At 41.4% G+C, this 20,188-nt stretch carries 12 protein-coding genes; 2 read left to right on the top strand and 10 right to left on the bottom strand.

What is annotated here, in order from left to right; translation table 11 throughout:
• The 3 genes from BMW53_RS09040 to omp85 all read right to left on the bottom strand — a co-directional run bounded on the left by BMW53_RS09040 (position 1) and on the right by omp85 (position 3,207).
• The gene (locus tag BMW53_RS09040; protein ID WP_038560220.1) at positions 1–1,032 is read right to left on the bottom strand and encodes a sensor histidine kinase; all 1,032 of its coding nucleotides are present in this window, start codon (positions 1,030–1,032) and stop codon (positions 1–3) included.
• Positions 1,029–1,664: a hypothetical protein gene (locus tag BMW53_RS09035; RefSeq protein WP_074780534.1), complete on the bottom strand. Its 636-nt coding sequence runs from the start codon at positions 1,662–1,664 to the stop codon at positions 1,029–1,031. Before BMW53_RS09035 ends, BMW53_RS09040 begins: the two co-directional genes overlap by 4 nt.
• Positions 1,665–1,860: 196 nt before the next feature.
• On the bottom strand, positions 1,861–3,207 hold the full coding sequence (gene omp85 / locus BMW53_RS09030) for an Omp85 family outer membrane protein (protein WP_038560211.1): 1,347 nt from the start codon (positions 3,205–3,207) through the stop codon (positions 1,861–1,863).
• 211 nt (positions 3,208–3,418) lie between these two features.
• Between omp85 and BMW53_RS09025 the strand changes: the two genes are divergently transcribed.
• Positions 3,419–4,903 (top strand): Gfo/Idh/MocA family protein, encoded by a 1,485-nt coding sequence (locus BMW53_RS09025; RefSeq protein WP_038560208.1) that lies wholly within the window; start codon positions 3,419–3,421, stop codon positions 4,901–4,903.
• A 331-nt stretch (positions 4,904–5,234) separates the two neighbouring features.
• On the opposite strand, the gene BMW53_RS09020 is transcribed toward BMW53_RS09025, so the two are convergent.
• The 3 genes from BMW53_RS09020 to BMW53_RS09010 are packed head-to-tail and all read right to left on the bottom strand — an operon-like array spanning position 5,235 to position 11,583.
• Positions 5,235–7,172, bottom strand: a complete 1,938-nt coding sequence (locus BMW53_RS09020) for a SusD/RagB family nutrient-binding outer membrane lipoprotein (protein ID WP_038560205.1) — start codon at positions 7,170–7,172, stop codon at positions 5,235–5,237.
• A 15-nt stretch (positions 7,173–7,187) separates the two neighbouring features.
• Positions 7,188–10,313, bottom strand: coding sequence for a SusC/RagA family TonB-linked outer membrane protein (locus tag BMW53_RS09015; RefSeq protein ID WP_038560202.1), 3,126 nt, complete (start codon positions 10,311–10,313; stop codon positions 7,188–7,190).
• 43 nt (positions 10,314–10,356) lie between these two features.
• Positions 10,357–11,583: an ROK family transcriptional regulator gene (locus tag BMW53_RS09010; RefSeq protein ID WP_038560199.1), complete on the bottom strand. Its 1,227-nt coding sequence runs from the start codon at positions 11,581–11,583 to the stop codon at positions 10,357–10,359.
• Positions 11,584–11,869: 286 nt separating this feature from the next.
• Between BMW53_RS09010 and BMW53_RS09005 the strand changes: the two genes are divergently transcribed.
• Complete coding sequence (locus BMW53_RS09005; protein ID WP_139178068.1) at positions 11,870–13,717, top strand: BamA/TamA family outer membrane protein; 1,848 nt, start codon at positions 11,870–11,872, stop codon at positions 13,715–13,717.
• A gap of 10 nt (positions 13,718–13,727) precedes the next feature.
• On the opposite strand, the gene BMW53_RS09000 is transcribed toward BMW53_RS09005, so the two are convergent.
• The 4 genes from BMW53_RS09000 to BMW53_RS08985 form a co-directional block, all read right to left on the bottom strand.
• The gene (locus BMW53_RS09000; RefSeq protein ID WP_217642917.1) at positions 13,728–15,416 is read right to left on the bottom strand and encodes an MBOAT family O-acyltransferase; all 1,689 of its coding nucleotides are present in this window, start codon (positions 15,414–15,416) and stop codon (positions 13,728–13,730) included.
• 19 nt (positions 15,417–15,435) lie between these two features.
• Entirely contained in the window at positions 15,436–16,722 is a 1,287-nt protein-coding gene (locus BMW53_RS08995) for a GDSL-type esterase/lipase family protein (protein ID WP_038560193.1), read from the bottom strand.
• A gap of 251 nt (positions 16,723–16,973) precedes the next feature.
• On the bottom strand, positions 16,974–18,440 hold the full coding sequence (locus BMW53_RS08990; RefSeq protein WP_051567911.1) for a GDSL-type esterase/lipase family protein: 1,467 nt from the start codon (positions 18,438–18,440) through the stop codon (positions 16,974–16,976).
• Complete coding sequence (locus BMW53_RS08985) at positions 18,437–19,966, bottom strand: LysM peptidoglycan-binding domain-containing protein (RefSeq protein ID WP_168136424.1); 1,530 nt, start codon at positions 19,964–19,966, stop codon at positions 18,437–18,439. Before BMW53_RS08985 ends, BMW53_RS08990 begins: the two co-directional genes overlap by 4 nt.
• Positions 19,967–20,188 lie beyond the last annotated feature (222 nt).

Below are 20,188 nucleotides of genomic sequence, written 5' to 3'. Positions count from 1 at the left end.
CTAATTCAATTGCACTTGTAAAAGTACTTTAAAAGTTTCTTCGTTATCCACAATCTTAAGCTTGTGTTGGTTGGGATAAATCATTTCCAGGCGCTTTTTTACGTTTTCAATTCCGATACCGTGGTATTTAGCCGAAAACGGATCGCTGGCCTGTCCTTTACTGTTTTCCACCTCGAAATGCAAAACTTTCCCCACTACTTCAATCTTAATGTTTACAAAAGCATTATCGGCACCACCTTTCATTCCGTACTTAAAGCTGTTCTCTACAAAAGGAAGGAACAACAACGGAGCAATTCTCTTTCCTTTTATTTCGCCGATGAGATTGAATACTATTTTGTTTTCCCTTGACCGAAGGTTCTGCATATCAATATAATTCTGCAGCATTTCCACTTCCTTTTCCAGCGCAATAAAATCGGCATCCGATTCATAAATTATATGGCGCATTAAATCGCTAAGCTGAACGATCTTTTCCGGCACTTCTTTCGCTTCTTTTCGAGCCATACTGTAAATGCTGTTCAACGAATTAAAAAGAAAATGCGGGTTAATCTGCGATTTCAAAGCTTTTAGCTCGGCCTGCGATTTTTCCTTTTCCAGTTCCTCGGCTCGGAAATAGCCACGCGCCAGGTGCAATAAACCAGAGATGAACAGATAAATAGCGAAGAACAGCGAAATATCCCAAAAGCTGTAGTAGGCAATAAAATAATAGCCCTTGAAAATGTAATCGATCAGGCTGCTGAACAGAAGCAGGTAAAAGCCCGAGCCAAAAGCTGTAGCCGCAATTACAGCCATAGCGTAGCTAAAATAATTGCCACGCTCCCAAAGTAGCGGAAAAAGCAGTTTTAAATTCAGGTAAACCACACAAACAATGGGCAGGTGAAAAACAGCCGTATAAATAAGGTCGATCTGTTTTACTTCGGCCGATACTTTTAGCACGTTCATCAGTATTAAAAACGACAAACACCAAAACAGGATATGTTGTAACACCCTGTTTTTAATAAGCCGCCCAAGCGTAATTTTTAAGTAAGTGTTCATTTTCTTCGAAATAACTCTACGGATAGTCCGTCTTCAAAAGCCTCTTCCGAATCTACATATTTGCTTACAAATTTTTGCAACTCTTTAGGCTTGGCGGTGAGTAGAATATAATCACCGTTGTCTTCATGATGAATTCTTATCTTGTTTTCCTTAATCAAATCTTCCAGCCACTCCGGATCGAACCAACGGATTTCGAGTTTGTCATCAGAAACCGATAGTTTGGCAAAAGTATGAACCGGAACCAGGTGCAGATCAACTAAAGTAATGTTATCGTCATCGCCGTAATCGTCAATGTAAAAATCCAGGAAATATTCATCGGCCAATTTAATTACATGCACTTCAAATTTCGATTCTTTCACTACGCCATCCTCGTTTGAAGTAAGTCTTAGCACGTATCTTTTTTTGTCACGTATTCCATCGTTTTTATCGCCAAGAAACGGATGGGTAAAAATCCACGAATCATCAGAACCACTAAAAACGACATCATTATCATCGTCTTCAAACCATTCGCCCAACAGCAAATCGTTTTCAAACAGATCGCTGTCGGTATATAAAGGGTAGAACGAATAAACCACACACCCCGACAACAGAAGTGTGATTGTAGCAATGAGCAGAATATTACGTGTTTTCATTTTGTTTGTTTTTTAAATTTCTACTCAAATTTACAGGACTTTAACGCCCCAAAAGAATTTTTTCGTTGAGATGTGGCTTTTTATCGTTGAGATAAAAAACCACTGCTTAGCAGCAAAATGAAAACCTGCCGAAACGAATAAATAAAATTCTTGAAGTTGACTATCCCCGAGGCAAAGCCACGGGGAATTATTCAGATTAAAATAAGTAATTCAATCCGATATAAATACCGGAATCACCATCGCGTTCATCGGCAGCCATACCATAGTCGCAGCGAATGATAAAGTTTTCGTTCATGGCAACGCGTAAACCTACACCGAATGAATAGTGCATGGCCTCAGAATCATCATCGAAATAATTGACTTCATTATCTACTTCATCCAACATATTTTCCCCAAAGGGAAAATCAGGAATTTCAAAATCAACTTTTTTTGTTACCCGGCCAAAATCGGTAAATGCATTCAGTCCCAGGTAAAAGTTGTTGTTTTTAAACTGAAAGCGGGCAAATTTCCAGCGCGCTTCAACATTTCCTAAAAAAACAGCATCGCCAACAACCCGGTTTCGCAATATTCCGCGTAATGAATTGGCACCTCCCAATCCTTCAGAAGTAGAACTTTTCATTATTGAAGTAATCAGTTGTGTTTGATAGTAAAAAGGAACATCGCCGGTAAGCGTAGTTTGGTAGGACAGCCGGTAGGCAAAAGAAAGGTCGTTTGGCACAATAGTAAAATACTGGCGGTGAATAAGCGATAATTTGGTAAAACTATGCTCTCCTCCCAAAAACTCGGGCGAGCCCAGTAAAACAGCTTCGGTCCACATTCCTTTCATTGGGTTGGGTTCATTATCGCGGGTATCGTAAACAATACCGGCTTTTACTGTTGGCACAAAACCGCCATCAGCATCTTCATCCGATATAATTCCCCATTCACGGTATTTCTCGTAAAGTCCGGGCTCTTCGCTGTGCGGAGGCAATAAGTCTTCATCGTCTTTATTTTTATTCAGCTTTTCGATATCAACGTAGTCGAGTTTAAAATTCAGGAGGTTAAAACCAGCAACCCAGTCAAACTTTTCGCCGGCCAAATCTCCGCGCAAATCCACTTTAAAACGAAATAGTTTGCGGTCGTATTTATAAAACATCCGGGTTCTGTAGTCTGCGGTTTCATCGTCGTACCAATCTTTGTTTACAACAGCATCGTAACCGTTAAATCCATAAAAATCGTAGGCGCGGTCGCTCAGGTAACTAATATCAACCGAAGTTTGCAGTCCGGGAATCAATTTATCCGAATCGTAATTAAAACGGTTAATTCCGCTTCCTTTGGTAAATCGCGATACTTCGAAATAGATGCTATGATCGTACTTCGGATAGCGACTTCCGTCGCCATAGTGATAAAGATTTACCAAACCACCATACTGAAATCCAAGATCGGTATCGAAAGTTACGGCCGGCAATGCACCAAAATTCCACCCCTGTTTGGTTACACTTTCCTGCGCTACCGTAAATAAAAAAGCCATTAAGAATGCGCTTAAAAACAGAAAACGTTTCATGTTAATTGATTTTAGTTCGACTAAGAGAGTAATTTAAGTAAAACATCTTTTTGTTTGATATCGAAATAACTCGCCGAATATAAGTAAAAATGGAATGATTTTATAATTGCTTCCGCTTTCCGGGCTTTCTTCTTGTCTTTTTTAATAATTTTACTTTCTTTTACAAGTGTTTAATAATTTTTTCAAAACTCAACATTAAGTCTGAACCAAAATGAAAACAAATCGCAGGGATTTTTTTAAAGTAACCGGTGCAGTAGGAGCAGGAATCGCAGCCGGAGGACTAACATCGTGCAGCCAGCCACAAGCAGAGCCATCGGCCATGCAATTTATAAAAGATGCAGCCGTAAACACTAATCCGCAACAGTTTAATATGTGTGGTTATGCCGCACCAAAACTCGATAAAGTGCGTGTAGGATTTGTGGGTATAGGCGACCGCGGCTCGGGTGCGGTAAAACGAATGACTTATATTGACGGCGTTGAAATTGTAGCCTTGTGCGATATTCGCCAGGCTGCGGTTGACGGCGCTCAGAAAATTCTTGCCGATGCCGGCTTACCAAAAGCCAAAGAATTTGTTGGCAACGAGCAGGAATTTAAAAAACTGTGTGATAGTGGCTTGTGCGACCTGGTTTACACCGCCACCCCCTGGGAATGGCACGTACCCGTTGGACTGGCAGCCATGGAAGGTGGTGCACATGCAGCGCTTGAAGTATCGGCGGCCAAAACCATGGATGAGTGCTGGCAAATGGTTGAAACTTCCGAACGTACAAAAAAGCACTGTGTAATTCTTGAAAACTGTTGCTACGACTTTTTTGAATTGCTCACGCTAAACATGGTTCGTCAGGGTGTTTTTGGCGACCTTATTCATGGTGAAGGAGCCTATATTCACGATTTGGATTACTGGCACTTCAGCAAGCCTCAGGATGAAAAAATGACCGATGGTGCCTACACCAAAATGTGGCGTTTGTACGAAAACCAGCGTCAGGCAAATGTTTATCCAACACACGGATTGGGGCCAATTTGCCAGGCCATGAATATCAACCGTGGCGATAAAATGGACTACCTGACAGCGATGATATCGGACGATTTTACGCTGAAAAACCGCATTGAAGAAAAAGCCAAGGAAGATCCGTTCTTCGAGAAGTTTGTAGGAATGGATATGCGCGGAAATATGGATATGCAAATGATTCGTACCAACAAAGGTCGTACTATTCTTATTCAGCACGATATTTCTTCGCCACGTCCCTACTCGCGTATTCACCTGCTTAGCGGAACAAAATGTTTTGCGCAAAAATGGCCACTTCAACACATTGCTTTTGGTCATGATGTGGTTGATGAAGCCGGAATGGAAGAACTGCGCGAAAAGTACGAGCCTGAAATTGTAAAACGTGTTGGCGAAATGGCCAAACAAGTTGGCGGACATGGCGGAATGGACTTTATTATGGACTGGCGCCTGATTGATTGCCTGCGCAACGGACTTCCGGTTGATATGGATGTTTACGATGCCGCAGCGTGGAGTTCGTTAACACCGCTAAGCGAGTGGTCGATCGCAAATGGATCGGCACCTATTGAAGTGCCCGATTTTACGCGTGGTGCCTGGAAAACCAATAAACCAATTGAATTGACTTTAGCAGGCGGCGGAACCACCAAAGTTAGAAACCTTAATGGTGCAGATGGTAAAGGACAACTAGACGTATAATCTATACCAACTACAATATAAAAGAAAGGGCGGTAAACTATTGCCCTTTCTTTTTTTACTCACGCTATTACCCCGGGTAATAGAATACAATGTTTTCTGTTGTTGTTTTATTGTTTCCTGCAATTTTAGTTTCATTGGAGAAACCGCCGATTTATTCACCGGCGGCTTGCTAATCAAACGCTTTATCTATGAAAAAAAATTAACCTTCGTTTTATAGCAGACAGCTAACGGCAGAAATACCCTTATTGGAAAAACAAAAAAAACCGCCGTTCAACTCAATGAACGACGGTTTAACCTAACCAAACTTATTAATCTATTGAAAATAGTACTGTTACTGTTTTGCCCACCATAAAGGAGTAGTTACCAAATCTTCGCCATTTAAATATTGTAATGCCTGATCGTAACTTTCCGGATTGGTATTTTGTAACGAAACCGGATAGCGCAACCGCTGTGGGAAAAACGCTCTTTTGCTTTCAAGTACACCGGTTGGAGTAGCCCCGGGCAAATTCGGAAGAATATTTTCTGCAGCCGGATTTACAAAGAAAGGTAATCCCAGCCTTCTGTGATCATTCCATGCCTCAAGCGGTTGCCACGGACAGTTGGCGATGTATTTTTGTGTTATAATCTTTGATAAAACATCGTTATTCGTTACTGATCCAAAGTTCTCTGGATATTCGTAAGTTACAGTTCCAGCAGTTTCATCATATGGATCGTAATTATTAATCGTATAACTTGTAGCCTCATCAGTATGATCAAAACTTACCGATGTTCCTGCCCTGCTATATTCCGTTGAAGCCAGGTAATCTTCAGCAAATTCTGACAGTCCGTGATAGTCAAAACTAATTCGCACACCATTTTCATAATGTTCCTTTGCAGTACCACCTGCATTCCATCCATAGGTAGCAGCTTCTGCTAAAAGAAAATACGTTTCCCATGGACCAAACCAAACACGCTCTGTCGGTCCTTCATGATAAACATTTGAAATATGCGGCTGATTATATGACCAATATAATTTATCAGTTCTTGATCCTTTTTCGCCTACATCACCATTTGTAAAAGCATTGAAGCTATAGCGCACATTAAATAAGGCGGTATCGCTCTCCATATTCCAGGTTTTTACAGTATACGCATCACCTGTAGGGTCGTATCTAAACATTACCGTACCATCATCATAACCAGGGAGTGCGAACATTTTAAGAATACGCGGATCAATTTTATCAGGAATTCCATCAAAAAAGTGTCCTTTTGCCGGATTATTTACAGCAGTGGCAATATTATCAGGCAAATACAATCCCAGGTAGTCGTGTACTGGTTTTTCGTACTCATCAAATATTTCAGCGCTTAGATTGTATACCGATGTTCCTGGAACAGTTGCAAGATCACGAGAAGGAACACCTCCTAAACCGAACGTAATATTTGACATTGTAGCGGTTAAGAACTGTCGGTTCCATGGGCGAGACATCACACGTGTTAAGTCTTTCCATCCACCATCTTCCGGTACGGTTGGCATACTTTCGAGCGTGTTCACAAAGCCATTTATACCTCCGGCATCACTTACCGCTTTTTCAAATGCAGTTTTTGCATACGATGGTTCTGCTTCCGATAAACGCATGGCAAATCTCAATCGCAACGAGTTGGCGTACTGCTTCCAGTTTACCACATCGAAATTTAACATGTAGTCGTAGTCTGCCACACTCGACATGTCGACACTCTCATCCAGCATGCTTTGTGCATCTTCCAGTTCTTCAATTATAAAATGGTAAATTTCCTGCAAACTATAAGAGTCAGGATTTTCACCCTGAAATGCATTAATAGACGGGTTTGGACCAAAGTTATCACTTACTTCGCTAATTAAATAAGCTCTCCAAATACGTGCAATTTGAACCAGGTTGCTGGTATACGAATAAGCTGTTCCGGCTTCCATTGATTCGGTGCCAAGTGTTATTGCCTGTTGAGCCAGGTTAATCCAGGTGCCCACATAATCTTTCCAATAATCTTCAGACCAACCGTTAATATCGCTTCCTGTTATTGCATAGCCACCAGTTTCGTAATGCGCCGCGGCTTTCCAGTTCAGAATAAACATACGCTCGGCAATATGCGGGTTTTGCTGCGCTTTGATTATTGAATTATTTATAAGGTATTCGATTTGAACTTTATCTGGCCCCACAGCTGTTGGGCTGGTATTTATTTCTTCAAAATCGTTACAATTCGTGAAGAACACAACCGTCACGAGTGTGACTATTATCTGTATAATTTTAATATTTTTCATTTTTCGCCCTCCCTGTTAGAATTTAAGTGATACATTAAATGTATAAGACTTCATAGTTGGAGGAGATCCCATCTCCATACCAATTGCGTTGGTACCAACACCAATAACTGATTCCGGATCTATTCCGGGAGTATCGCTGTGAATCAGCCAAATATTATTTCCAATTACAGAAATATCGGCACCATTAATCGGGATATTGTTAAACCAACGAGAAGGAAGTTTGTAGCCCAGTTTTATATTTCGAATTCGAATACTTGAAGCATCGTAAGTAAATTCGTCGGTAATTCCCAGGTTTCCGGTTGCCGAAACACGGCCCCAATAATCTTGCGGCGATACAGCCACGTCGTTCATTGAGTAAGAACCATCTTCATTCTGAATAACTCCTTCTACAACAAAGTCTTCGCGTTCTCCATTAACAACTGTTGCTGCTGCAGTACCCCGACTATGTGTAAAAGCCGTAGTACCTGAGAATATTTTTCCACCAAACTTCATATCCAACAACACACTTAAACTTACGTTCCTATACGAGAACATATTGGTTATACCAAGCATCCAGTCTGGTTGTTGGTTTCCTAGATATTCCCAATCCGATCCTTTTAGTGGCAAACCGCTTTCATCTACTACTACCATTCCATAGTACTGGCTGGCTTCGTCGTCAACCCGAACCATTTTTTTGCCGTACATTTCACCATAATTTCCACCTACCATGGCAACTATTTTCAGGTCGTCAACTGTTCCCAAACTATATTCTTCAACACCATCGGCAAGCTCAAGAATTTTATTCTCATTCTTAGACATATTAGCATTAACAGTCCAGTTAAAACCACCTTGCTGTCTGAAAATATCAGCAGTAAACATGATTTCGATACCCTTATTCTGAATATTACCTGCATTTATCTTCTTGGATTGGTATCCGCTGAAAGAATCCATTGGCAGGTTAATCAACTGGTTGGTGGCATTGGTCTTATACCAGGTAAAGTCTAAACCCAAACGATTGTCAACAAAGCGCAAATCAAAACCTGCTTCATAAGATTTTATCAACTCATTTACCACCGACGGATCGTATAAAATACTTCCCGGAGCAGCAGTAGTTTGATCATGTGGAGAGTTTGACTTTCCAATGCTGTATGTGTTATACAACTGGTAAGGTGGCAAATCGTTACCTACCTCAGCATAAGAACCTCTTACTTTTGCAAACGTTATCCATTCTGGTAGCGAGCCTCCATTTTGTGTAATCATGTCAGTAATAATACCCGACAGGCTTAAAGACGGATAAAGAAATGAGCGGTTATCTTTATGCATTGTTGATGACCAATCGTTTCGCAGTGTCGCATCAAGGAAGATATAACCATCCCAATTTAATTGCAAGGCTCCGTATAACGAATTAATCTTTTTCTCGGAATACCTTTGTGATACCGAAGGTTTATCCACTCCGTTATTAAGGCTGAACAGGTTGGGCACTACCAAATCTCCTGAATTAGCACCCATTCCGTTACTTTTTTGATGCATCATGTTTCCACCAACGGTAAGGAAACCTCCTAACCTGTCAATTAACTGGTCTTTTTGTGCTTTAACGAGAAAACTGAAATTGTTTTCAAAAGCTTCATCGATATTTTTTGAATAAACACCAGATGGACGAACAATACCTCCTGAATGGATTTTTTCTTCCTTTTTGGTGGTATAATAATCTGTTCCTCCTTTTACTTCAGCATTTAACCAATCGGTAAAATCATATGCCAACGACATAAAACCAATCAAACGATCTCTCGTATCCGTGTTTTTACCATATTGTAAATTCCACCAGGGGTTTCCTTGCGGAGTACTGGCATCGTCCCACCATACCTGGTTTCCATCTTCATCAATTGAAGGATTAAAGTCTCTGATATCAAGCGACACCGGCAAGGTGTACATGGTATAAAACGAGTTGTTTTGAGCGGCAATACCTGCTAATGGTCTGTTTTCGGCATTCGATTTAATAAATGTTGCCTTGGTATCGAATTTCCACCTTTCGTTTTCGCCAAACAAACTTGTTGCACGCATTGTAAAGGTACTTCTGTCAATGTGAGTTTCCGGAATAACACTTCGGTTATCATAACGGGTTACAGAAGCAAAAATATTTGTTTTGTTAATCATTTGTGAGTAGGAAACATTCTGGTTGGATACGATCCCTGTTCTCAAAAAATTATCCAGGTTATCGTACGTTTGCAACGGCGATTGATTTCCTTGCCAGTCTTCAACCATCTGTCCCTCTGCTTTTGGCCCCCACGACTGCCGTGACAACCTGTCGTAGGTTCCGTATGAACCTTGTCCAAAATCTTTCTGAATATCAGGCTGTGTTAAAAGCGACTCAAAACCAACCCGTGAGTTAATGGTAATACCTGCTCCTTTTGTTTTCCGTCCCTTTTTCGTTGTAATAAGTATTACCCCGTTACCTGCTCGTGATCCGTAAAGCGCTGCTGCTGATGCCCCTTTAAGAACTGACATTGATTCAATATCATCAGGGTTAAGGTCTCCGATACCACTACCAAAATCCCTACCGGCACCAGATCCCCACATGTCAACCTGTGCACCATCTGTAAAGTTATCAATTGGCATTCCATCAACAACAACCAAAGGCTGGTTACTTCCTGTTAACGAGTTATTACCCCGGAGAATGATTTTTGAAGAACCGGCTGGACCACCTGCTCCTCTTACAACCTGCAATCCTGATACTTTACCTGACAACGTATTTGCCAGGTTCGGTTCTCTGGCATCAACAAGTTCAGTACCGCCAATTTCCTGCATGGCATAGCCCAGCGATTTTTTTTCGCGCTGAATACCTAATGCTGTAACAACTACTTCGTCAATACCTACAGCGTCTGACTGCATGCTAATGTTTATAGTAGTTCTGTTGTTTACGGTTTCTTCTACGGTTTTCATACCCACAAAAGAAAATACCAAAACTGCATCTGCCGGAACATTTATGGTATAATTACCATCCATATTGGTGGTAGTACCATTACCTGTTCCTTGCTGAACTATAGTGACTCCGGGAATCCCGAGGCCATCATCGCCGGTAACTGTCCCTGTCACCGTTTGCTGCGCGTATGCACTACCTAGTAATGCAAAGCACATTCCTAAAATCAAAAAAATCTTTCGCATAGATTTTGAATTTAAATGAACTAGAAATAGATTAATACTTAGATTATTTATTCATATCGCTAAATAATTTTTGAAATAATTTTGCTGTAATCCCTAACAGACCTGAATGTCGCCAGTTATTTGAGATTACAATTTTTGTATTTCCGGAAATTTGTTCCAGACAGTACTGGTTTATCGATTGCTGAATAGGATTTAATATGTATTGGTTGGCTTCTGATACCAATCCTCCTATAACGATAATATCCGGATTTAATAACTGTATGGTATTTGACAATGCCTTTCCGAGCGCTTGTCCCACATTATTTAGTAACGAAATAGAAAGCTCATCGCCTAACTTTGCTGCTGATATAATATCCTGTACGCGAATTTCTTTCTCGTGGTTTTTAAACTTTTCGGTGAGTTGCGAAATCCTGTTTTGTTCTACTGCCTGACGGGCTCTGTTTATTAAAACATAGGCCGAAATTTCTGTTTCCAAACAACCCCGTTTCCCACATATACAAAGGTCACCATCTTCAACAAATTTTATATGCGAGAGTTCGCCGGCAAAACCACTTCCTCCATTGTATAGTTTCCCATCAAGAACCATCCCTAAACCAACACCCCAGTTCCAGTTTATAATCATGGCATTTTTATACCCTTTGGCTTCACCAAAAACAAACTCGCCATAAGCCTCCATTCGGGCATCGTTGTTGATGTAAACGATTTTGTTAAATTTTGACCTTAATCTTTCACCAACATTTCTGTAAGCTTCCTTTTTAATTGTGTAATTTATTCCCTCCTTCGAATCGATCAGACCAGGCATTGCAATTCCAACTGCATATACATTGTTAAAATCAATTCCGTTGTCGTCGATTACATGTTTTGATTCTGCGTAAAGTTTATCAACAAGGTCATCATCATCAATTGAAGTTTGAATGACAACAACTGGCGCCACAAGCTCATTATGCGAATTATACACTCCTATCTTGCCCCTAAACCGTCCTAACTCGCACGAAATAACAAAAATGCTGTCGCGTTTTAGGCCAAATAAAGTAGGGCGTCGTCCGCCTTTCGACTCGCCACTGCCTCTGACTTCAACCAGCTGGCTTGCCCCCAAATCTTTTAATAATGATAGGGCTGTAGGTAAACTAACCCCAATTTGTTTGGAAAGAAATGTTGCTGAAAGTGTGTCGTTTTCATATAAAAGACTTAGAATTTTCTTTTTCCGGCGATAATTTTTTAAGGCATTACCGGTAAGTTTCTTTCCTTTTATATTTTCAAGAAGGATCATTTTTAATTAGTGTAGTTAAGTAATGTGTTTGCAATTTAAAGAAATATTTAATTCAAAAGCAAATGTTTGTTAATTTTTTTAATAAGTCGAAAGTAATTATATAAATCCTTTCAGCTAAAGCCTCAATAAATAAAGCATTCAAGTATTTTTTACAATAAGGCACCCCGAATATCGGTTCTCGCGAGCTGTGTTTAACGAAAATTAACAGTATAATTTAAAAACTATAAATAATAAAATTCTTACTTTCAAAAAAACTTATTCATTTGCTGATGTAAAAGGGGAAACTGTGAAGTTGAAGGGGCTTATCATAACTATTTCGGTAATGCTGGCACTGTTGTCGGCAAACAAAGTGAAGGCACAAATTCCACCACTTGATACTTCATTGCTTATTCCCCCCGCCAACCTACAGCAGGAACAATTTTACGACAGTTTGGAAAACCGGGCCAACCGTCGCAAACTTACCGGCTGGCTATACGATGCTATAATTACCCCCCCCCGTCCTTACGTTGATAAAAAAGCGCTTGCACTCGATTATTTTAAAGACTACGAAGGCAAGATTATTGCCGAAATAAACATTAACGCACTTGATGTTTTTGGCCCCACTTGCACCGACACCACAAAAGAAGCCAATCATTGGGCCGAGCGTGCAGCCAATAAAATTCACACCAAATCGAACCTGAAAACCATTCGCAAATTGTTGCTCTTCAAAATCGGCGACATGTTAAAGCCTGAGCTGATGTACGAAAACGAAAGGATTATCAGGGACTTACCATACATTAAAGATGTACGTATTTATGTGGAGCAGGATCCTGATTATCCGGGCCTGGTGAATGTTTTGGTTTTAACAAAAGACCGTTTTTCATTTGGGGTTTCAGGAGGTGTAAACGGCACCAGCTCGGGCGATGTAGAGATATACAACCGTAATATTTTTGGTGTTGGCCACGAGGTTTCGGTAAAGTTTGTTGGCCATGTTGAGAAGGAACCTTACCTGGGAGTTGAAACTTTTTACAACATAAAAAACATTGGCGGACGATTTCTCGACATTCGCCTGGGGTATTTAAATACCTATAGGCGCGAGGGTTTTATAACGGAGGTAACCAAGCCCTTTTTAACGCAAAATACAAAGTGGGGTTATGGCGGTTATTCGGCACGCATGTTCCGCACCGACCGAATTACCAATAACGATCCGGTAAAAGTGGAGGAACCGATGGATCTTTCGGTAAATTACCTTTGGGGCGGCCGAAGTTTTAATATCAGTCCGCAGCGCGAAAACATTACCGAACTGGCTTTTTCGGCAGGAATGAATAACTGGAACTATTTTGACGATCCGGCAGTTGCCCCCGAAAATAGTCACTTTTTCTCCAACCACACCTTGTACCTGGCCAGCCTCACTATTTCGCAACGCCGGTATATTCAGGACCAGTTGATTTACAGCTACGGAATTACCGAAGATATTCCCGAAGGTTTTAAAAACGAATTTATTTATGGCTACGATGCCAATGAATTTGGCGACCGGCACTACCTGCATTTTTTAACATCGAACGGCAATTTGCTGCTAAGCAGGCGCGGATACCTGTTTACATCGTTAGGAATTAGCGGGTATTTAAAAGATGCTCGTTTTGAAGAAGGAATGATTCATGGCGATTTAAACTTTATTTCGAAGCTACATGCAGCTGGTAAAAAGCGCGTTCGAACATTTGCCGATCTGAATTACACCCTGGGTTTCCGGCGCTTTGACATTGAACATTTAACACTGGGCGATCATGACCATATCCGAAGTTTTGATAGCGACATGGCCATCGGCAAACAGCGTTTAAACCTAAAACTGGAACATGTTGTATTTCTGCCAGCACAGTTCTACAAATTCAATGTGGCCATTTTTGGTTTTGCCGACTTTGGTGTTATTGGCTCGAACCGCGAGCTTATTTTTAAACAGGATTACTACAGTGGCATTGGTATTGGCATTCGTTTACACAACGAGAACCTTGTTTTCGAAACTTTCCGGCTACGCCTGGCTTTCTACCCTTTCCATCCGGATGATATGAGCTTTGTTGGATTTTCACTCGACGAACAATCGAAAAAACGGTTTATCTCTTTTGCTCCTACAGGGCCGGAACCAATGCGTTTTGAATAAGATCAAACCTTTAAAACTGGAAATAAATAAACGGTTGCATATCGGCCGAAATGGATTGGTAAACAATGATAACCACAATTGCAGAAATAGCTGCCTTAACCCACATGGGCGATGCGATAAACCAGTTTTTTGCGCGGTCTTTTAAATCGTAACTCAGCCAGTGGGTAACAAAACCAAACAACATCATTAAAAACACCCATTTGTAGGCTACTACTACTTCAGGAATCATCGAAATTTTAAGGTCGGTAGCAATTTGGTGCAGCATTCCGCGTACAACGTCCATCGATTCGGAGCGGAAAAATACGCGTGTAAAGGTGATGAAAGTAAAGGTTATCGCAATCTTCCAGATATTCACCAGCCAGTTACTGCGTTTTTCCCACGGGCTTATCTTGCGCCAGAATTTATAAACGACCAAACCAACACCATTGAGGCCTCCCCAAATAATAAACTGCCACGATGCACCGTGCCAGAGCCCCCCGAGCAACATGGTAAGCATCAGGTTGATGTTGGTATTGATGTGGCGTTTTATGTTGGGAAAGAAATGCGCCAGCAAAGCAAACAACAGCACAAGAACGGCAAATATCGGTACCAGTATCAACTTTCCAGCCAAAAGGACAATGATGGCCAGAATAATGCCGAGGCTGATATAACTAAATACCGAGCCTTCGCGGTTTCCGCCAATGGGAATATACAAATAATCTTTCAGCCACGACGAAAGCGACATGTGCCAGCGTTTCCAGAATTCGGCAACACTTTTTGCCTTGTAGGGCGAATTAAAGTTTTGCGGCAAGCGGTAGCCCATTAACAGCGCCACTCCAATCGCGATGTCGGTATAGCCCGAAAAATCGACATAAACCTGCAACGAATAGCCAAATAATGCCATCAGATTCTCAAATCCCGAATGGGTAACCGGGTTGGAGAAAACCCGATCGACAAAGTTTACGGCAATGTAATCGCCAATAAATATTTTCTTGATCAAGCCCTTGAGAATGAAGAAAATGGCCCAGCCAAATTCTTCTTTCGAAAGGCGGTAATCTTCGTAAATCTGTTTTACAAATCCCGATGCACGAACAATCGGTCCGGCAACCAACTGTGGGAAAAACGATACATAAAAACCAAAATCGATTAAATTATTTACGGGTTTGGTTTCGCCCCAATACACATCAACCGAGTAACTAATGGTTTGAAAGGTGAAGAACGAAATACCCACCGGCAGCAAAATCTGGTTCACCTCGAAATGTGTTCCGGTTGCTTCGTTGGCCCACAGTGCAAGGTGATTAATCACATGCAAATCGGTGCCCAGCATCAGGTTTATACTATCGATAAAAAAGTAAGCATATTTAAAATAGGCCAACAAGGTGAGGTTAATAACAACACTTGCTGCTACCAGCATTTTTCGAATCAACTCACTCTTCGATTTGTAAATTCCCTTGCCAATAAAAAAATCGGTGAGCGTACTAAATAATAATATGAAGAAAAAGAATCCGCTGGATTTGTAATAGAAAAATAAACTTACAAGGAACAGATACCCGGCACGAACGCTGCGGTTTTTGTTTTTATAAACCAATGAATAACCAGCCAGCACAATAGCAAAAAATGCCCAAAAGAAAAAGCGCGTAAAAATTAGCGGCGCCATTTTATCGTACAGAAAAATATTCCGTAGCAGTTCTTTTATTTCTATTTGTTGCAGTAAATCCAAGCAGTTCTAGTTTATATTGTCATTTCGAAGGAGTAAGCGACTGAGAAATCTGCCCCTCATAGCTTCCTTCCTCTCCTCCATCCTCGAAATAACTGTTTATTGTAATTTCTTTTTTATCAATCAAAAAGTTCTCAAAATCCTTCATCAGCGCACCAAAAAACAGGTCTGCAATCATTAAATACCCCTCGCGGGTAAAGTGGATTTTATCGCTTTGCGCCAGGCCGTTGTTTTGCCACAGCACAATGGAATTTAATCCTCCCATTACCGAAAACATATCCCAAACGCCGGCATTGTATTTTTTGGCCATTTTAAACATGCTGTCCTGAACCTTCGCGCCATTTTTGTTCACATACCGGCGATACATGTAACTGTCGTTATTGGTGGTAAACACAATAAGCGCATTGGGTGCCGCAGTTTTTATTTTATCAATGAGTTGTCCGTAATGATCTTCGAAACGAGCCTGCGAAAAACGGCGTCCGTAGGCATCGTTTATTCCCAGTCCGAGAATGACCAAGTCAGGACTAAGGTCGGCCAGTTGCTCTGCAAAAAGCTGGCAGCGCAAAAATGCCGGAACATGTGCCCCATTCACTCCAATACTGTGATACATGATCCCGTTTGGATTCGATTCGGTGGTCATTCCCAGCAACGTAAAATTGCCTTGCGAGTTGTAATCTTTCTCCAGTGTAATCTGTAAACTATCTACCCACTCATTCAATTCAAAATCGATGTATCCGTTGGCTTCCACCTTGTTTTTCACCAAATCCGAATCAATATTTATGCTGTAATTTTTAGCTGTGTTCTCGTAATAAATTCTCAGTTTATTAAAGCTGTAATCCAATTCGTTTTCTTCCTCCAACAGTATCGTCAACTCCGCTTTTGGAGAAGATGTTGTTGCCGAAATTCCGCCCACGCCCAATGTTCCGCTTTTTCGTCCCTCTACATTTCGGAATGTTTTCCAGTAACCGTTGTAACGAATGTAATAACCAAAAGGCGAGTTGGTGCGTGCAATACGGTACGGAAACATAAATCCCCAACCGGCATTCATTTCGCCGTTAAGCTGCTGAAAACGGTTGCGCATTTGCCCCGAAAACGAGCCGGCCTGAATGTGTGAGCCACCAATTTGTACAATATTCACTCGTCCTTCGCCGGTAGTTACCAGCTGCTCCAATTTTGCATAAAACCTTTCCGCATTTGTCCGGTCTCCGGGGTAATGCATTTCATTCCGATCGTAACGAACAAAATTGTATTGATTAACGTGGTAAAAGTAGCTGTCTTGCTGCGCTGAAACAGATGTGGAAAGCAGCATGACGAAGCTAAAAAGCAGCAAAGACAAGCCTCGAACCTTTACCGATTGCACTAAGATTGATGGAGATTGATGGAGATTGAATAGAGATTGAAGAACAAGATTAATTAACCACTTGTAACTTGCAACTTGTAACTTGTAACTTCCCTGTAACAGATTTCTCACTGCGTTCGAAATGACAGCTGTATTGGAACTATGAACCCTGAACCCTGAACTCTGAACTCTAAACGTTGAACTCTGAACTTTCTCCCCCATTACATCTCCTCCTCCAAATAATTGTTGTATTCCAGAATCAATGCATTGTAGAACATATTGGCCACCAAACGTGCTCCGCGTGCCGAAAAATGCACATAATCGGGACGCGCCAATTCGGGTTGCGCATTCACCCACGAGGGCATACTGTTGTGTCCGCCCATTGCCTGGTACATATCCCAATAAGCGCAGTTATTTTCCAACGCTACTTGTTTAAGCATTTCCACCACCTGTGGCAAATGTTTATAAGTTACGTACTTGTCCTTTTTCTTTGTCGACATATCGCTTGGGCCAATTACAAGAATGGCTGCATCGGGACACAAGGAATTAATTCGCTGAATCTGACTGCCGAACCACCGGCCATAACGCTCAATCGCCTTTTTATCCTTAATGTATGGAATTACGTTACCACCAAACTGCAGGATAAAAAACTTAGGATTGAGGTCGTTATACATTTTCAGGCTGTGCTCGTAGTCGGCTTTTGTGAAAATTGTTCCTGAACTGCCTCTTAGGGCAATATTATCCATAATCACTCCTTTTTTCGAAGCCAGCTCAATTCCATAAACATCAGGGCCATCGTATCCCGAGAATTTTAGTGTAACACTACTCGTTGAATCGGGCAGTTCGCATTCGAGCACTGCGTAGGTGGTGTCGGCCAAAAGCGTATCGCTTAAAACGGTATCGCCGCGTGCGATTAACTGCACCGCAACCGGGCGTTTGGTATGCCCGTAAAACAAACGCATATTTTCGTATTCGCGCGTACGTTTGTAGGAGATATCTGATTTCGAGACATTCATTTCAGCCTCGTAAATCATCGAATCTTTAAACGGAATGGTGTCGTTGGCCAAAGGGGCGTAACGCGAAAAAGCTCCCATAACTCCGTAACGACTGTGCTCAACCGTTGAATCCACTTTCCCGTAAATCGGGTAACGTTTCCAATTGTCGGAATTCGTTTGATTGGCGCTAAAAACATAGTCGTAAGGTTGCAAGGCCGGACGCAAACCAACTCCTCTTCCGCCAAATTTTACCTGCAGTTTATTTCGCAGAAAAGCAGTAATGCGGTCGCCTTCAATCTGGCTGTCGCCGTAATGCATTATCCGAACCAGTGAGTCGCTTTTTAAATGATCGAAAAAGCGGTACAGGTTTTCTTTGCCCAAATCTGTCATTTCTATTCGCCGAACCGATTGCACGAGTGTATCATAATCTGCCCGGTGAATCACTTCAACAACCGTATCGCCGGCAATGGTATCCACTTCAATATCTACCAGCGAATCAATTTCAAATTGTTGCGCAATAATCTCTGAAACGTCGGCATATTCCAAATCATCCCCAACAATCATTTCAGAGAATGTAGGCATATGTAAGGTCATTTCCCCCACCTCGAAACCATCGTCGGGCATCAGCCACATGGCGCCAGCCAGCAAGGCAATTACACCCAAAGTAAATGTTAATGTTTGAAGTGGCTTCATTGTAGGTATATAATTAATTTCTGACCAATTTGGATTCTACGCGCATCGCTAACGCTGTTCCATTCCAGTATTTTCTCGGGCGTTACGCCATCGTATTTTTGTGCAATTACATATGGCGACTCACCACTTTTTACAATGTGCTCTACTTTTTTTGCCGATTCGGGAACAACAATCCCCGGCAAAGTTGCGGATGCAAAATCCGGAACTACAGTTTTTTGCTCCTCCTTCTTAGCTGTTTCTTGCTGAAGGTTGCGGTAATAATCGGCATTTTCATCGTCAATAAAAATATCAAGCGTTTTACCCGCCTGAATTTTGCGTTCGTCGTAAATATTGTTCCAGTATTTTAAATCGGCTACCCGCACATCGTAATCTTCGGCAATAAATCCCAGCACATCGCCCGATTTTATGGTGTATTTGATTTTTGTTTTTCCTTCTATTTCCAGATCCTTTACCTTCTCGCCCACATACTGACGGTTGGGTGCCGGCGGATATTCAATTTTTTGCGCCACCACCTCAAACAGCGTTGAATCAACACCATTGTAAATGGAATCCTGCAGAAACAAAAAGTCTTGCTTCAATTTTTCAGGCAAAGTAATCGAAGCCTGTTCTGGGATGATAGAATATGGAAACTGCGGATTTAAAAAGCGAAGTTCATCGGTTGAAATTGGCAGCACAGCACTTATTTGGTCGAAATGCGTTTGAATACGTACTTTTGCTTCTGCTGTTTTTGGAAGTTCCTGTTCCGGAATAAATTTGTTCTGGCTTAAAAATGCTGCTGTTGCCTGGTAGGCTGCCATAAAATCAGTCATTTCTTTTGGTGCCACTTCCAGCAATTCGTTTACAGAACACTTATCGCCACCGGCACGACGACACAAATTTTTAATCTGCGTTTTTCCAAAAACAAACGCCAGCATCGCTTTTTTCGGATGATCGAACAACGCTTCATTCTTCTTCAACTCCTGAACAGCAGCATGCGTCGCTTTAGAAACATTCAGTCGTTCATCGATCAGCTTATTGATTTGCAAACCATTCAATACACCCTGAAAATGTGTTAGCTGCCATGCGCCTGCTCGTTTAAACGGACTTTTTGCTTCGATGTTAAATGCCGATAGTGTTGCCGGCAAATATTGCAATTCTTCGCTCAACCCGGCTTTGGCCAATTCGCTTACTATTCCCGGCCGATAGAAATAAAAGTTTTTGATGAAAATTGCTTTATCGGGTGCAGGCAAATTATTTAAAGTCGAAAAACAGGTCTCAAATGCATCCGGATTATGTGCATATTCTTTCGCGCTTTTCAGTTGCCGTTTTATGGTCTGACGACTGGCCAACTCCAGATTGCCCGGGAAAAAAGCAGCACTGCTCCAGGGATATTCAAAAACCTGCTGATGAATATTTTGCAACAATCGCGATTGGAAATCTTCGCCGTTAATACTGCTCTGCCCCCAATTTAACAGGGGAACCAACAACAGCAAAACCACAAAAATTCCAATTAAAGAACCCGGTTTATTTTGTTCGAATCGTTTCAAATACAACTTTTGCAAAAATGTTACGCAAAAATATGATTTCCGATTAAACAGCCTGCAATTATCCGGAAGGAATTTCATAAAAACATCTAACCCGTACCGGGTTATCAAACGAATGTCCTTAACCTTGCTACTACTATAAGCGAACCCGTACCGGGTTCTATTTGAATAAAAGAGAACGCTGTAGGTGTTCGTTTATAGTAAAATACCAATCAAAATCATCAC

It is taken from the genome of Draconibacterium orientale (assembly GCF_900111425.1).
In the GTDB taxonomy this organism is placed as follows: Bacteria; Bacteroidota; Bacteroidia; order Bacteroidales; family Prolixibacteraceae; genus Draconibacterium; species Draconibacterium orientale.
Note: the sequence above shows the minus strand (reverse complement) of the source record. Positions and strands in the feature narration are given on the sequence as shown.

Excerpts from the sequence above, each read along its gene's own strand:
- BMW53_RS09040 (WP_038560220.1), bottom strand. The coding sequence starts at position 1,032 with ATGAACACTTACTTAAAAATTACGCTTGGGCGGCTTATTAAAAACAGG.
- BMW53_RS09035 (WP_074780534.1), bottom strand. The coding sequence starts at position 1,664 with ATGAAAACACGTAATATTCTGCTCATTGCTACAATCACACTTCTGTTG.
- omp85 (WP_038560211.1), bottom strand. The coding sequence starts at position 3,207 with ATGAAACGTTTTCTGTTTTTAAGCGCATTCTTAATGGCTTTTTTATTT.
- BMW53_RS09025 (WP_038560208.1), top strand. The coding sequence starts at position 3,419 with ATGAAAACAAATCGCAGGGATTTTTTTAAAGTAACCGGTGCAGTAGGA.
- BMW53_RS09020 (WP_038560205.1), bottom strand. The coding sequence starts at position 7,172 with ATGAAAAATATTAAAATTATACAGATAATAGTCACACTCGTGACGGTT.
- BMW53_RS09015 (WP_038560202.1), bottom strand. The coding sequence starts at position 10,313 with ATGCGAAAGATTTTTTTGATTTTAGGAATGTGCTTTGCATTACTAGGT.
- BMW53_RS09010 (WP_038560199.1), bottom strand. The coding sequence starts at position 11,583 with ATGATCCTTCTTGAAAATATAAAAGGAAAGAAACTTACCGGTAATGCC.
- BMW53_RS08995 (WP_038560193.1), bottom strand. The coding sequence starts at position 16,722 with ATGCTGCTTTCCACATCTGTTTCAGCGCAGCAAGACAGCTACTTTTAC.
- BMW53_RS08990 (WP_051567911.1), bottom strand. The coding sequence starts at position 18,440 with ATGAAGCCACTTCAAACATTAACATTTACTTTGGGTGTAATTGCCTTG.